The 14,763-nt window shown below is 52.4% G+C and carries 11 protein-coding genes, 2 tRNA genes and 1 pseudogene; 1 reads left to right on the top strand and 13 read right to left on the bottom strand.

Going from position 1 to position 14,763, the window contains the following annotated elements:
• Positions 1-38 precede the first annotated feature (38 nt).
• From infB to rlmE, 11 genes and pseudogenes are all read right to left on the bottom strand, one after another.
• Positions 39-2,696 (bottom strand): translation initiation factor IF-2, encoded by a 2,658-nt coding sequence (gene infB, locus SIL79_RS11575; protein WP_039033639.1) that lies wholly within the window; start codon positions 2,694-2,696, stop codon positions 39-41.
• A 24-nt stretch (positions 2,697-2,720) separates the two neighbouring features.
• On the bottom strand, positions 2,721-4,220 hold the full coding sequence (nusA, locus tag SIL79_RS11570; RefSeq protein ID WP_039033638.1) for a transcription termination factor NusA: 1,500 nt from the start codon (positions 4,218-4,220) through the stop codon (positions 2,721-2,723).
• 27 nt (positions 4,221-4,247) lie between these two features.
• Positions 4,248-4,703, bottom strand: a complete 456-nt coding sequence (gene rimP / locus SIL79_RS11565) for a ribosome maturation factor RimP (RefSeq protein ID WP_039033637.1) — start codon at positions 4,701-4,703, stop codon at positions 4,248-4,250.
• Positions 4,704-4,877: 174 nt separating this feature from the next.
• Positions 4,878-4,954, bottom strand: a tRNA-Met gene (locus SIL79_RS11560).
• An 82-nt stretch (positions 4,955-5,036) separates the two neighbouring features.
• Positions 5,037-5,123, bottom strand: a tRNA-Leu gene (locus tag SIL79_RS11555).
• Between the two features lie 10 nt (positions 5,124-5,133).
• Positions 5,134-5,439 (bottom strand): preprotein translocase subunit SecG, encoded by a 306-nt coding sequence (gene secG / locus SIL79_RS11550; protein WP_039033636.1) that lies wholly within the window; start codon positions 5,437-5,439, stop codon positions 5,134-5,136.
• Position 5,440: 1 nt separating this feature from the next.
• A complete protein-coding gene (gene tpiA / locus SIL79_RS11545; protein ID WP_039033635.1) occupies positions 5,441-6,223 on the bottom strand; it encodes a triose-phosphate isomerase in 783 nt (260 codons plus the stop codon).
• 182 nt (positions 6,224-6,405) lie between these two features.
• A pseudogene (gene glmM, locus SIL79_RS11540) lies at positions 6,406-7,742 on the bottom strand (phosphoglucosamine mutase).
• A gap of 98 nt (positions 7,743-7,840) precedes the next feature.
• Positions 7,841-8,677, bottom strand: coding sequence for a dihydropteroate synthase (folP, locus tag SIL79_RS11535; protein ID WP_162206778.1), 837 nt, complete (start codon positions 8,675-8,677; stop codon positions 7,841-7,843).
• 113 nt (positions 8,678-8,790) lie between these two features.
• A complete protein-coding gene (gene ftsH / locus SIL79_RS11530; RefSeq protein WP_162206777.1) occupies positions 8,791-10,746 on the bottom strand; it encodes an ATP-dependent zinc metalloprotease FtsH in 1,956 nt (651 codons plus the stop codon).
• Positions 10,747-10,799: 53 nt separating this feature from the next.
• Entirely contained in the window at positions 10,800-11,429 is a 630-nt protein-coding gene (gene rlmE, locus SIL79_RS11525; RefSeq protein WP_025009927.1) for a 23S rRNA (uridine(2552)-2'-O)-methyltransferase RlmE, read from the bottom strand.
• Positions 11,430-11,519: 90 nt separating this feature from the next.
• Between rlmE and yhbY the strand changes: the two genes are divergently transcribed.
• A complete protein-coding gene (gene yhbY, locus SIL79_RS11520; protein WP_025009926.1) occupies positions 11,520-11,819 on the top strand; it encodes a ribosome assembly RNA-binding protein YhbY in 300 nt (99 codons plus the stop codon).
• Between the two features lie 116 nt (positions 11,820-11,935).
• Here the strand turns inward: yhbY and secF are convergent, their stop codons facing one another.
• Both secF and secD read right to left on the bottom strand, forming a co-directional pair.
• A complete protein-coding gene (gene secF / locus SIL79_RS11515; RefSeq protein ID WP_405130416.1) occupies positions 11,936-12,832 on the bottom strand; it encodes a protein translocase subunit SecF in 897 nt (298 codons plus the stop codon).
• A gap of 4 nt (positions 12,833-12,836) precedes the next feature.
• Positions 12,837-14,672, bottom strand: coding sequence for a protein translocase subunit SecD (gene secD / locus SIL79_RS11510; RefSeq protein ID WP_162206776.1), 1,836 nt, complete (start codon positions 14,670-14,672; stop codon positions 12,837-12,839).
• Between the last annotated feature and the right edge of the window lie 91 nt (positions 14,673-14,763).

The raw sequence follows: 14,763 nt of genomic DNA, 5'->3' as shown, positions 1-14,763 counted from the left end.
AACAAGGGCGGCCTCAGCCGCCCTTTTCGATGTTGTCGTTACAGGGTACGGGCAACCTCGACGGTTTCGAACACCTCAATCTGGTCGCCTACGCGAACATCATTGTAGTTCTTCACGCCGATACCACATTCCATGCCATTGCGAACTTCGCTAACGTCATCTTTAAAGCGACGCAGAGACTCAAGCTCACCTTCATAGATAACCACGTTCTCACGCAGAACCCGGATAGGTGCGCTGCGCTTAACGATACCTTCGGTCACCATACAGCCGGCGATTGCACCCAGTTTAGGCGACTTGAACACATCTCGCACTTCAGCCAGACCAATGATCTCCTGCTTGAATTCAGGAGAAAGCATACCGCTCATGGCCGACTTGACTTCGTCGATGAGGTCGTAGATCACGCTGTAGTAACGCAGATCCACACTCTCACTTTCGATGGTCTTACGAGCCTGAGCGTCAGCACGGACGTTGAAGCCCACCATGATGGCGTTGGACGCTGCGGCCAGAGTCGCATCTGTCTCGGTCAGTGCACCCACGCCACTGGCGATGATGTTCACTTTCACTTCTTCGGTAGACAGACGAGTCAGCGAGTCGACGATGGCTTCCAAAGAACCCTGTACGTCAGACTTGAGCACGATATTCAGCTCTTTCACTTCGCCTTCGGTCATGTTGGCAAACATGTTTTCCAGCTTGGACTTCTGCTGACGCGCCAGCTTGATGTCGCGGAACTTACCCTGACGATACAGGGCAACTTCACGGGCCTTACGCTCGTCTCGAACAACTGTCGCTTCGTCACCGGCAGAAGGCACCCCGGACAGACCCAGGATTTCAACCGGAATCGACGGACCGGCTTCAGTGATGTTCTTGCCGTTTTCATCTTTCATGGCACGGATCTTACCGTACTCCAGACCACACAGAACGATATCGCCCTGACGCAGAGTACCTTCCTGAACCAGGATGGTAGCAACAGGACCGCGGCCCTTGTCCAGCTGAGACTCAACAACCACACCGGCGGCCATGCCGTCACGTACAGCCTTGAGTTCGAGGATTTCAGCTTGCAGCAAGATACCTTCCAGCAGCTCGTCCACGCCCATACCTGTCTTGGCAGAGACAAACACGAACATGTTGTCGCCGCCCCAATCTTCCGACATCACGCCGTGCTGGGACAGTTCACTCTTGACGCGATCGACATCGGCTTCAGGCTTATCCATCTTGTTCACTGCCACGATCAGCGGTACACCGCCGGCCTTGGCATGCTGGATAGCTTCAATAGTCTGAGGCATTACGCCATCATCGGCAGCCACCACCAGAATCACGATATCTGTGGCCTTGGCACCACGGGCACGCATAGCGGTAAACGCGGCGTGGCCAGGAGTATCCAGGAAGGTGATCATGCCGTTATCAGTTTCTACATGGTAGGCACCGATATGCTGGGTAATACCACCGGCCTCACCGGCCGCGACTTTAGTGCGACGGATATAGTCAAGCAGCGAAGTCTTACCGTGGTCAACGTGACCCATGATGGTCACAACCGGCGCACGAGGCTCCAGTTTGACATCTTCACCGTCACGGTCAGCCAGAACCTGATGTTCCAGCTCGTTTTCACGGATAAGCACAACCTTGTGACCCATCTCCTCGGCAACCAGTTGGGCAGTTTCCTGATCCAGTACCTGGTTAATGGTCACCATAGAGCCCATCTTCATCATGGTCTTGATGATTTCAGTGGCTTTGATGGCCATCTTCTGCGCCAGTTCGGCCACAGTAATGGTTTCACCTATGCGTACATCGCGGTTTACCGCAGCAACCGGCTTATTGAAGCCATGGCTCATGGCTTGAGGCGCACGATTGCGGATGTTGCGCTCACGACCGTCACGGGAGTCCTTGGTACGTTTCTTACCGGCACTCTTGTGACGTGAACGACGACCACGCTTCTCTTCATCCATATCACTGGTATCTTCGGCGGCGCGGGCCACTTTGGAGGTGGTGATATGGTGATCGCTGCGCTTCTCGGCTTCAAGACGCTGGCGCTCTTCTTCGGCCCAGCGTTTTTCATTCTCTTCAGCCAGGCGACGGGCTTCGGCTGCCGCACGGGCGGCTTCTTCATCGGCCTTGCGCTTAACAGCTTCAGCCTGAGCCGCTTTCAGACGCTCGGCCTCAACACGGGCAGCTTCCTGCTCAGCGCTGGTCTTGGGATCGGCCTTAACCTCTTCTTTGGCTTTTCCGGCATCCTGAGCCACTTTAGCCTTGGCCTTGGCTTCAGCTTCCGCCTTGGCTTTCGCTTCGGCTTCTGCCTTAGCCTTGGCTTCAGCTTCTGCCTTGGCTTTCGCTTCGGCTTCTGCCTGAGCTTTGGCTTCGGCTTCGGCGCGAGCCTGTTCTTCCGCCTGACGGGCCAATTCGGCCGGGTCACGCTTCACAAAGGTGCGTTTCTTGCGTACTTCGACTTTGACGTCTTTGGACTGGCCGCCGCTGCCGGCAACACTCAGAGTCGATACGGTTTTACGCTGTAATGTCATCTTGGTGGGCGCACTGTCCGCACCATGTTGTTTTTTCAGGTAGTCCAGCAGTTGCTGTTTCTCGGCCTCGGTGACACTGTCATCCTTGCCTTTCTTGATACCGGCCTTGGAAAACTGCTCGATCAATCGGTCTACGCTTTTTCCCACTTCAGTGGACAGTTTCTCTACTGTTGTCTCTGCCATCAGTTAAATCCCCCTGTTGATCGACTATGCTTCTTCGCCAAACCAACAGATGTTGCGGGCTGCCATGATGAGCTCACCTGCTTTTTCTTCTGTCAATTCTTCAATTTCGATCAAATCGTCAATGCCTTGCTCGGCTAAATCTTCCAGAGTTATCACACCCATACTTGCCAGAACGTACGCCAGGTGGCGCTCCATTCCAGGCATGGACAACAACTCTTCGCTAGGTTCGGCACCATCCAGTGCTTCTTCGGATGCCAGTGCACGGGTAGACAAGGCAGCCTTGGCGCGCTCACGCAATGCAGCAACTATGTCCTCATCAAATCCTTCGATGGCCAACAGCTCGGAAACAGGAACATAAGCCACCTCTTCCAGAGAGGTGAATCCTTCGTCGGCCAGCACCTGGGCGAAATCTTCGTCCACATCCAACGCACCCACGAACAGCTCCATCACTTTGGCGCTTTCGGCCTGATGTTTCTTGTTCATGTCTTCCACTGTCATCACGTTCAGTACCCAGCCTGTCAGCTGTGTCGCCAAACGAACGTTTTGACCATTGCGGCCGATAGCTTGTGCCAGACTATCGGCTTCGACGGCGATATCCATTGAGTGGTTATCTTCGTCAACAATAATTGAGGCCACATCGGCCGGTGCCATGGCGTTGATAACAAATTGTGCCGGGTTATCGTCCCACAGCACTATATCAACACGCTCGCCACCGAGTTCATTGGATACAGCCTGCACCCGGGCACCGCGCATACCGACGCAAGCCCCGATAGGGTCGATACGACGATCGTTTGATTTCACGGCGATCTTGGCCCGTGAACCTGGGTCACGGGCGGCGCCCATCACTTCGATCATCTCATCGGCAATTTCCGGTACTTCAACACGGAACAATTCGATCAACATCTCTGGCTTGGTGCGGGTCAGGAACAACTGAGCACCACGTGCCTCAGGACGCACAGCATACAGCAGGGAGCGTACCCGGTCACCAGGACGGAAAGTCTCACGGGAGATCAGGTCTTCTTTGAACAGCACGCCATCGGCGTTGTTGCCGAGATCAACCACTACGCTGTCGCGGTTGCTCTTCTTGACCACACCGGTAACCAACTCACCTTCTTTGTCGATAAACTGCTCGACGATTTGAGCGCGCTCGGCTTCACGAACTTTCTGTACTATTACCTGCTTGGCGGTTTGAGTAGTAATACGGTCAAATTGTACCGAATCGATTTCATCTTCAATGAACTCGCCAGGCTGGATCTCAGGGTTCTCATAACGAGCCGCTTCCAGAGTGATTTCACGGTAAGGGTTTTCCAACGCTTCACCGTTATCATCAACCACCAACCAGCGACGGAAAGTCTCGTAATCGCCGGTTTTGCGATCTATGGCAACACGAACATCGATATCGCCTTCATACTTTTTCTTGGTTGCGGTAGCCAGCGCAATTTCGAGCGCCTCGAAAATCTTTTCGCGCGGTACAGCCTTTTCGTTGGAAACCGCTTCAGCGACCAGCAAAATATCTTTATTCATCGTCTTGCCTCGTTCACCTTGAAACCATCAAAACTTAGCGATCAGGTTGCCTTTACGGATGTTATCCAAGGCAATAATCAAGTCTTTTCCATCCACTGTCAGGGTGAGCATCTGCCCTTCCACCTTAGTGATGGTACCTTTTAAGTTACGACTACCCGCCACCGGCATAGTCAGTTGAATCTTTGCTTCCTCTCCAAGGTACATACCATATTGCTCAGAGGTGAACAGCGGCCTATCGAGACCGGGAGAGGAGACTTCCAGTGTGTATTCGGAAGTGATTGGGTCCTCGACATCCAGAATGGCGCTCGCCTGACGACTGGCATTGGCACAATCTTCAATATTAATGCCGTTCTCACCGTCAATAAAGAGCCGCAAGATTGAATGCTTGCCGGCCTTAACAAATTCAATACCCCAGAGCTGGTAGCCGAGGCCTTCCACTGCCGGAGTAAGCATTTCTGTGAGTCTGGATTCTAATGTTGCCAAGGTAACCCCCGAAAAACAAAAAAGGGCTATTAATAGCCCCAGTATTGAGCTGCCGTAAAAGGCAGCAAATTTAAAAGTCCCAGATAACAAAAAACCCCGTAATCACGAGGTCATTATGTTCAAGAACCTGTAAACAGGATGAATTATCTATCAGCTTAATTCATCACTGGGAGCTGGTTGCGGGGGCCGGATTTGAACCGACGACCTTCGGGTTATGAGCCCGACGAGCTACCAAGCTGCTCCACCCCGCGTCAACTGCTGCAAGTTTACTGATTTCAGCTTTTACTTGCAATAACTGAGAAAAATTTCATATCGATTAACTCAGTTAAAGATTGGTGCCGAGAGCGGGACTTGAACCCGCACGACCGTTAGGTCACAGCCACCTCAAGGCTGCGCGTCTACCAATTTCACCACCTCGGCATATTCGGTATTAGTCTGGAATTTTAGTCTCAGACTGTTGGGTCTGTTCTACTTCAGGCCCCAATATGTTGGTATCCTGCTTCACGTGGTGTGCACTCATATTGCCAATAACCAGGCTTAGAGTGAAAAACGCGATAGCGAGAATCGCCGTTGTCCGAGTCAGAAAGTTACCTGAACCTGCTGAACCGAACAGGGTTCCTGAAGCACCGGCACCAAAAGATGCGCCCATGTCAGCCCCTTTCCCTTGCTGGATAAGAATGAGTCCAACCAGACCCAAAGCTACCAACAAGTAAATAACCATCAGTACTTCTTTCATATTAAGCGCTCATTGCTATTGAACATAAACTCAAGAATTCGGTAGAGTTTAAGCTAGCACCGCCTATCAGTCCACCATCCACATCAGGTTGGGCGAATAAATCTGCAGCATTACTCGGTGTGACGCTGCCGCCGTACAATATCCTGATATTTTCCCCAATATAAGGGGACACTTCAGAGAGGCGATTGCGTATAAACGCGTGAACTTCTTGTGCCTGCTCCGGTGTTGCGCTCTTACCTGTCCCTACAGCCCAAAGGGGCTCATAGGCGATGATCGCATTATCAAAAGCCATGGTACCGTTCTTTTCGATTACCACATCAAGCTCCTCGGCAAGCACCTCGAAGGTACGTCTTGCCTCACGAGCCGGGCCAGATTCACCAACACAAAGTATCGGAGTCAGACCGTGCTTTTGAGCAGCAGCAAATTTCTCTGCCACTATGTTACTCGTCTCACCGTACATACGGCGGCGTTCCGAGTGACCAATTATCACATAACGACAACCGGCATCTTTCAGCATCCGCCCTGAGGTTTCACCAGTGTAAGCACCAAAATCGTGCTGACTCAGGTTTTGAGCCCCCATTCTAACCAGAGAACCATTCAGGGTTTCTTTGTTAGCTTCGAGCAGTTGCCTTACGCTTTCCAGGTAAATCGCTGGTGGGCATAAAACCACTTCAACAGAATCATTATGTAGCTTGCTGGCAAACTTCTTGAACAGCTCTTGTGCTAACTGCGCACTGCCATTCATTTTCCAGTTACCTGCTACCATTGGACGTCTGAGTGCCATCACCATCTCCTCTGAAAGCGGCGTGAATAATAGCGAACCACTTATTAACTTACAATACCTGATTACGGAATTTTTGCGATTTACTGTGTGTTCGGCTACTTTTTATGCTCACACTCAGTAAATCGCTCACAATTCCAGCTTAAGTTATTAATTTTACTTTAATTAAGCTAAAGAATGCCAGTTTAAACCGCTTGTTTGACTGCAGCGGCTATGGTTTCGGCATGGGCGCGCACCAAGGCTTCATCATCCCCTTCCACCATTACCCGAATCAAAGGTTCGGTTCCGGATTTACGCAGCAGTACCCGGCCACGCTCGCCAAGTTGCGACTCAACCTGAGTCTGGGCATCTTGTACCAGTTGCGACGCCAGCGGATCTGAGTTGCCTTCAAAGCGAACATTAATAAGGACCTGGGGCAACATCTGCATCGACTCGGTCAATTCTTCCAGTGAGGCGTTGTGACGACGCATGGCCGCCAGCACAAGAATACCTGCAACTATACCATCTCCAGTCGTGCCATGGTCCAGATTGAGGATATGACCTGAGTTTTCCCCCCTATGCGCCAATCTTTCTCTTTCAGCAGTTCCATTACATAGCGGTCACCGACCTTGGAACGGGCAAAAGGGATATTGAGCTGTTTGAGCGCCAATTCGAGCCCGAGATTGGACATCAGAGTACCGACAACCCCGCCTTTGAGGATGCCGCGCTTTTGCGCGTCGCAGGCAAGAATATAGAGGATCTGGTCGCCGTCTATAATGTCACCTTGTCGATTGACCATCATGATACGGTCGCCATCACCGTCGAGGGCGATACCCAGATCGGCGCCTTCGCTGACCACGGTTTCACAAATCTTGGTCATGGAGGTCGCACCTACTTGATCATTGATATTGATGCCATTGGGCTTATCCCCTATGGTCACTACCTCGGCGCCCAGTTCACGGAACACATTGGGGGCAATGTGATAGGTTGCGCCGTGAGCACAGTCCACCACTATCTTGAGTCCGGCAAGGGTTTGATCCGCCGGGAAGTTACCTTTGCAATATTCGATATAACGACCGGCGGCATCATCGATACGGGAGACCTTCCCCAGTAGATGCGACTCGACACAAACCAGAGGCTTTTCCAGCTCGGCTTCAATCTCAAGTTCCAACTCGTCATCCAGCTTGCTGCCATCTGTGGAGAAAAACTTGATACCGTTATCATAGTAAGGATTGTGAGATGCACTGATAACGACCCCCGCCTCTGCGCGGAAAGTTCGGGTCAGGTAGGCGACTGCAGGCGTAGGCATAGGGCCCATCAACATCACATTGAGTCCGGCGGCAGACAGGCCGGCTTCCAACGCCGACTCAAACAGATAACCAGAGATCCGGGTATCCTTGCCTATGATCACTTTACGAGTGCCACTGCGGGACAAGACTCTACCGGCAGCCCAGCCAAGCTTAAGAGCCAACTCCGGGGTCATCTTGCCCGCTCCGACTTTGCCGCGGATCCCATCCGTACCAAAAAACTTTCTCACGTTCACTCCTACTGAGAACCATCTTCAAATGGCTATTCTATATACTGTAAACCTAATGTTGGCTGACCTATTGGCTTGAAATGCTTTTATCCCAAATACATTTCCTATCCAAAGCGTTTGCTGGCAGCCATAACCTTGAGTACATCGCAAGTCTCTGCGACATCATGTACCCGAATAATATGTGCGCCCCGCTGAGCAGCCAGCATGGCGCCAGCCAGGCTGCCTGCCAATCTATTATCTACGCTGCGCTCAAGCAGATTTCCTATCATACTCTTTCGCGACAGTCCGATAAGTAAAGGCAGATCAAATTTTGCCAGCTCTTGTAAATGAGCCAGCAGATGATAATTGTGTTCCAGCGTCTTGCCAAATCCAAAACCCGGATCCAGCAATATTGCCTCTCTGGCGATCCCCGCTTCAATACAGGCCTCGATACGCTTGGCAAAGAAGTCATTCACCTCGGCGAGCAGATCCTCATAGTGGGGCGCATTCTGCATGGTTCTGGGCTGCCCTTGCATATGCATCAGGCACACAGGCACCTGCAGCTCAGCAGCGGCTTGTAGAGCGCCGGGCTCCTGCAAGGCCCGCACGTCGTTGATAAGGTGAGCGCCGGCATTGATACCGGCACGCATCACTTCGGCTTTACTGGTATCCAAAGAGATCCAAATTTGGGGATGCTTGGCAGCAATATACTCCACCAGGGGGACAACCCGGGCAAGCTCCTCATCGACACTGACATCGGCAGCACCGGGCCGGGTGGACTCACCGCCGATATCGATAAACACGGCGCCATCGGCCACCATCTGGTCGGCGTGCTGGCAGGCCAGTTCAAAGGAAGAAAAACGCCCGCCATCGGAAAACGAATCCGGGGTTACGTTGAGGATCCCCATCACCTTGGGCTCATCGAGTAGTAGTTGCTGAGCACCGGACTTCAATTCAAACACTCATTACTCCCTTACGCGTCAAGCGCGAGAACATCTTTCTTGGATTTAGTATTGTGCCTTGCGGCAGAAACAAGAAAACCCCTTGCGGGGTTTTCTTTAACCTCAGAATGGGCCTATTTCAGCGGGCTCTCGCCGGGTTTGCCCAAATCTGCAGTCGTATCACTCGGCTCATGCTCTTCAACTTCAGTCTCTTCAGGCTTAGCAGCTTTATTGCCGTTATTACCGTTGGAAGAACCGTTGTCATCCATATGCCAATCGACCGGAGGACGCACTTCGCGGCGCTCCATCAGGTCCTCTATCTGGCGCGAGTCTATGGTCTCATACTTCATCAGCGCATCTTTCATCGCGTGCAGTACGTCCATATTCTCATCCAGCAGTTGTTTGGCTCGCTGGTAGTTGCGGTCAATGATGGCCTTGATTTCAGAGTCTATGATGGCCGCTGTCTCATCAGACATATGCTTGGACTTGGCCATGGAGCGGCCCAGGAATACCTCACCTTCTTCCTCTGCATACAGCAGTGGACCGAGTCGCTCGGAGAAGCCCCATTGGGTCACCATGTTACGGGCAATGGCCGTGGCATATTTAATGTCCTGAGATGCACCGGTAGAGACTTTTTCAGTGCCAAAGATAATCTCTTCGGCCAGTCGACCACCGTAGGCCACGGAGATCTTACTCTCCAGCTTCTGGCGGCTCTCACTGATGGCATCGGCTTCCGGCAGGAAGAAGGTCACACCCAAGGCGCGGCCTCGAGGGATAATGGTTACCTTATGCACAGGGTCGTGCTCAGGTACAAGATAACCCACAATCGCGTGACCGGCTTCGTGGTAAGCCGTCATCTCTTTCTCGGACTCAGACATCACCATAGAGCGGCGCTCGGCGCCCATCATGATCTTGTCTTTGGCACTCTCAAACTCTTCCATGGTCACTACACGGCGATTACCGCGAGCAGCAAACAGTGCCGCCTCGTTAACCAGGTTGGCAAGATCCGCACCAGAGAACCCAGGCGTACCGCGGGCAATTACACTGGCTTTAACATCGTCACCCAAAGGCACTTTACGCATGTGCACTTTAAGAATTTGCTCACGGCCGCGAACATCCGGCAGCCCTACTACAACCTGGCGGTCGAAACGGCCGGGACGCAGCAACGCGGCATCCAATACGTCTGGACGGTTGGTTGCGGCGATAACGATAATACCTTCATTACCTTCAAAGCCGTCCATTTCCACCAGCATCTGGTTCAATGTTTGCTCACGCTCATCGTGACCACCACCGAGTCCGGCACCACGCTGACGGCCAACGGCATCGATTTCATCGATAAAGATGATACATGGAGCCGACTTTTTGGCCTGCTCGAACATGTCACGTACCCGAGAGGCACCGACACCGACAAACATTTCCACAAAGTCAGAACCTGAGATGGTAAAGAAAGGCACCTTGGCTTCACCGGCAATCGCCTTGGCGAGCAAGGTTTTACCTGTACCTGGAGGGCCTACCATCAACACACCGGTAGGAATACGGCCACCGAGTTTCTGGAATTTGCTGGGATCACGCAGATAATCCACCATCTCCTTCACTTCTTCCTTGGCCTCATCACAACCGGCCACATCGGCAAAGGTGGTCTTAATCTGATCTTCGCTCATCAGCTTGGCTTTACTCTTGCCAAAGGACATGGCGCCTTTACCGCCACCGCCCTGCATCTGTCGCATAAAGAAGATCCACACCCCGATAAGCAGCAGCATGGGGAACCAGGAGATAAAGATCTGTGTCAGGAATCCTGACTCTTCGGCTTCCTGCCCTTTCATACGGATGCCTTTACGATCCAGGTCATTGATCAGATCCTGGTCATACAAGGGCATAATGGTGGTGAACTTTTCACCGGACTTTTTAACGCCTTCTATCGTACGTTGGTCGCTTTTCACTTCCACGTTGCTGACTTGGCCGCTACGAACATCGTCCAGGAAAGTCGAATAATCCATCTTCTGCGCTGACGAAGAAGAGGGGGAGTAACCCTGGAACACGGACATCAGCACCACGGCGATGACCACCCAGAGAATCAAATTTTTTGCCATGTCACTCAATTACTGAACCTCACAAAGTCTTGAGATTTACTTCAATCAGGGTACTACAACTTGTACCCTGTCGCTACCAGATAGACCTCGCGAGAACGTGGCCTGGAGGAATCCGGTTTACGGGTTTTTACAGTCTTGAACGCTTGTCTGACTGCTTTCATATACTCGTCAAAGCCCTCCCCCTGAAAGACTTTAACAGCAAAACTGCCATTGGCTGCCAACACCTGATGACACATATCCAGCGCCAACTCCACTAAATACATGGCTCTGGGCTGATCCACACCATCTGAACCACTCATATTGGGCGCCATATCCGAGAGCACCAAGTCAACCTTATCTTCCCCTACACGAGTCAGCAAGGCCTCAAGGACTTTTTCCTCACGGAAGTCTCCCTGAAGGAAATCGACGCCAACGATTGGGTCCATCGGTAAAATATCACAGGCAACCACTTTACCTTTTTCACCGACCAACTTGGCTGCTACCTGAGACCAACCTCCGGGAGCGGCCCCCAGGTCAACCACTGTCATCCCGGGTTTAATCAGCTGATCTTTTTGTTGCAGCTCCTCTAACTTGAACGCGGCCCGCGAACGCAGCCCCCGTTTTTGTGCCAATTTGACATAGTGATCATCAAAGTGTTCCTGCATCCAACGGGTGGAACTGGCCGTACGTTTCTTACCTGACATTCAAAATCCGCAACAAATGAGAGTTACACAAGGGCTATATGAGGGTAGAATAGCGGCTTTTCAACAGTAACTCAGCAAAAGTTGGTAGAAATGAACTTAACAACCAAACAGAAACAGCATCTAAAGGGCCTGGCACACAGCCTCAAGCCAGTAGTGCTGCTTGGTGCCAATGGCCTGACTGAAGGGGTACTGGCTGAAATTGATAATGCGCTCTCTCATCATGAGCTGATTAAAGTTAAAGTCGCCTCTGAAGACAGAGAACTGAAAGCCGCTATCGTTGATGCCATTGTCCGTGAAACCCAGGCAACCAAGGTGCAGCTGATAGGCCATGTATTGGTGCTCTTCCGCCAATCCGAAGAGATGAAAATCGCTCTGCCCAAGGCCAGATAAGCCCATTCCCCTCAAAAAAGCCACCTAATTAAGGTGGCTTTTTTGTTGCCAGTATCCCATCGGCGCGCACATTGTGGCGCCGGTGGATTAAATCAGTATTAATTGACGGGTTTCAATCAAGGGGTCTGGGTCACAGGCGTCACCCGATAATGTTCACTGGACAGTCCCAGCCATTCCGGCAATGAAGTACCAACTGATATCGATGAGAAGGTACCGGTCAACACCCCGATAAACATGGCGATGGAAAATCCTTCCAAGGGACCTCCGCCCATGATCCACAGCGCTGAAATGGTCATCAGGGTAGTACCGGATGTCACCATGGTTCGGGCAAACGTGGCCGCAATCGCCTGGTTATTGATGTCTTTTACCGCCAGCTTGGGTTTGGCAGCCAGCAATTCGCGGATCCTGTCGGCAATAATGATGGAATCGTTGAGTGAATATCCCAAAATGGCCAACACAGCCGCCAGTACCGTCAGGTTGAACTCCATCTGAGTGGCGGCAAAAAAGGCCAGTACAAAGATAACATCATGTACCAGAGCAAATACCGCGCCGGATGCCAGGCGCCACTCAAAGCGATAAGAGAGATACCCCAGAATACACAGCATTGCCACCAGCAAAGCCAAGCCGCCCTGCTCGGCCAACTCCTGGCCGACCTGAGGCCCGACTATGCTGGTATTGAGCACTTCCACCTGAGTGTTCATACCCGCCAGTACCTCCGGCAGTTCGGGCATACTCTGCCCGGCACTTGGCGCAGCATAACGCAGCACCCAGCGTCCCGGCTCACCGGCAACAATCAGGCTGACTTCCTGACCATAGGCCTGCTGCAACAAAGGTTGCAACGTCTTGGCGCTGATTGAGCTGTCGATACGGATTTCACTGACCACACCGCCGGTAAAATCCAGCCCCCAGTTGAGCCCCTTGACGGCAATCACACTGATGGACACTATCATCAAAATCACAGAAATCGCGCTGCTGAAATAACGCCACTTGGTTGCATTTTTCATATTAATCATAATATTAAACCCTCACTTCGCGGCTGAAGTTCTTGCCATAAACCAGATTGATAATCGCCCTTGAGGCAAAAATCCCGCTGAACATACTGGTCAATAACCCCAGCCCCAGCGTCAGCGCAAACCCCTGAATAGGACCATTACCTATGGCATAGAGCACTACAGCAGTGATCATAGTGGTGAAGTTGGCATCGAAAATGGTGGAGAAGGCGCTGTCAAAGCCCTTGTCAATGGCGTGCGCCAATGCTCGCCCTTCACGAAGCTTGTCGCGGATCCGCTCGAAAATCAGCACATTGGTATCCACCGCCATCCCCACTGTCAGCACCAAACCGGCAATCCCGGGGAGAGTCAGTACCGCGCCGGGGATCAAGGCCAGCAAGCCAAACAGCAACACCATGTTAGCCAGTAGTGCCAGGTTGGCGACCCAGCCCAGCCTACGATACCAAAGCGCCATAAACACCAGGGTGATCCCCAGACCGAGCGCCAGGGCGGCAAAGCCGTTGTGAATATTCTCTGCCCCCAGCGTCGGGCCTATGGTGCGCTCTTCAACTATGGTGACAGGTGCAGTCATAGAACCGGCCCGCAGCAAAAGAGCCAATTGCTGCGCATCCTGATAACTACCGGCGCCGGTTATGCGAAAACGCTCCGGCAGCACAGACTGGATGGTGGCGACACTGATAATTTCATTGCTTTGCACCGCCTTGCCATCGGCATCGCGACTGTACTCACTGTATGCCGTGGCCATAGGTTTACCGATATGGCCTCGGGAGAAGTCGGTCATACGGCGGCCGCCTTCACTGTCCAGGGTAATATTCACCTCTGCAGCGCCCATTTCTCCTATTCCGGCACGGGCATCGACAATATGCTCGCCGGTCAGCACAGGTTTACGTGCCACGGGCACAGGATTGCCGGACTTGTCTTTAATCAAGATGGCGCCGGTGGCACTATCCTTAACCTCATAGAAGGCCAGAGTCGCGGTCGCCCCTATCACGCTCTTGGCGGCCGCCGGGTCTTGAACACCGGGCAGCTCGATACGGATGCGGCTCTCGCCCTGACGCTGCACCAAGGCTTCGGTGATCCCCAGTTCCTCAATTCGGCTACGCATGATCTGCAGATTTTGCTGCACCGTCAGATTACGCAGGTTGATTTTCTCGGCCTCCGTCAGCACCAGCTTGAGTTGACTGTTATCGCTGCTCACCTGCCAAAGTGGGTATTGCTTGGCCATAAATTGCCGCACCTCGGCGCGAGCCGCCTCAGGCATAATCACAGTCAGTTGCTCTTCAGCGCCCTGACGTACACTTAAGCCACGGATCCCCTTTTCTCTGGCAAAGGCGCGCAGGGCGTCGGCCAATGAACTGCCTTGAGTCTGATACACAGGAGCAATATCCACATCCAACAGAAACTGCACCCCACCACGAAGATCCAGTCCCAGTTTAATGGGTTCAAATCCCGTGCCGAGCAGCCACTCGGGCGCCGCCGGGCTCAAGGCCAGAGTGAGTTCAGCGGGATCTTTGGCATGATTGGCCAGCAAGGACTTGGCCAGTGTCTGTTGGCCTTCGTCATTGAGAATAACCAGGGTTTGCTGATCTTTGCTGTCCAGGCGCTTGACGAGAATATCGGCCTTGGCCAGTTCAGAAACTATCTGGGTCGGAGATAAGGCTATTCCAGCCTTGGGAGAAATTTGCACCGCGGCATCTTCACCATACCAGGTTGGCAAGGCGCTCAGCGCCATCACCACCAGAGTGACTACCAACACCAGATATTTCCAGGCGCTGTAGTGATTAAGCAATTTTTTAGGCTGGCGCCCACGGCCATTACTCTTTAATAATGAGTCAGTTATCATATTTATGCTCTCTTTTCGACTCGTGGCTTAAGCCACATATCACAGTCGCAGTCATCCAATGAAGGAGTGACTGACAACAGATGAAGTGAAA

It is taken from the genome of Shewanella indica (genome assembly GCF_033842865.1).
GTDB lineage: Bacteria > Pseudomonadota > Gammaproteobacteria > Enterobacterales > Shewanellaceae > Shewanella > Shewanella indica.
Note: the sequence above shows the minus strand (reverse complement) of the source record. Positions and strands in the feature narration are given on the sequence as shown.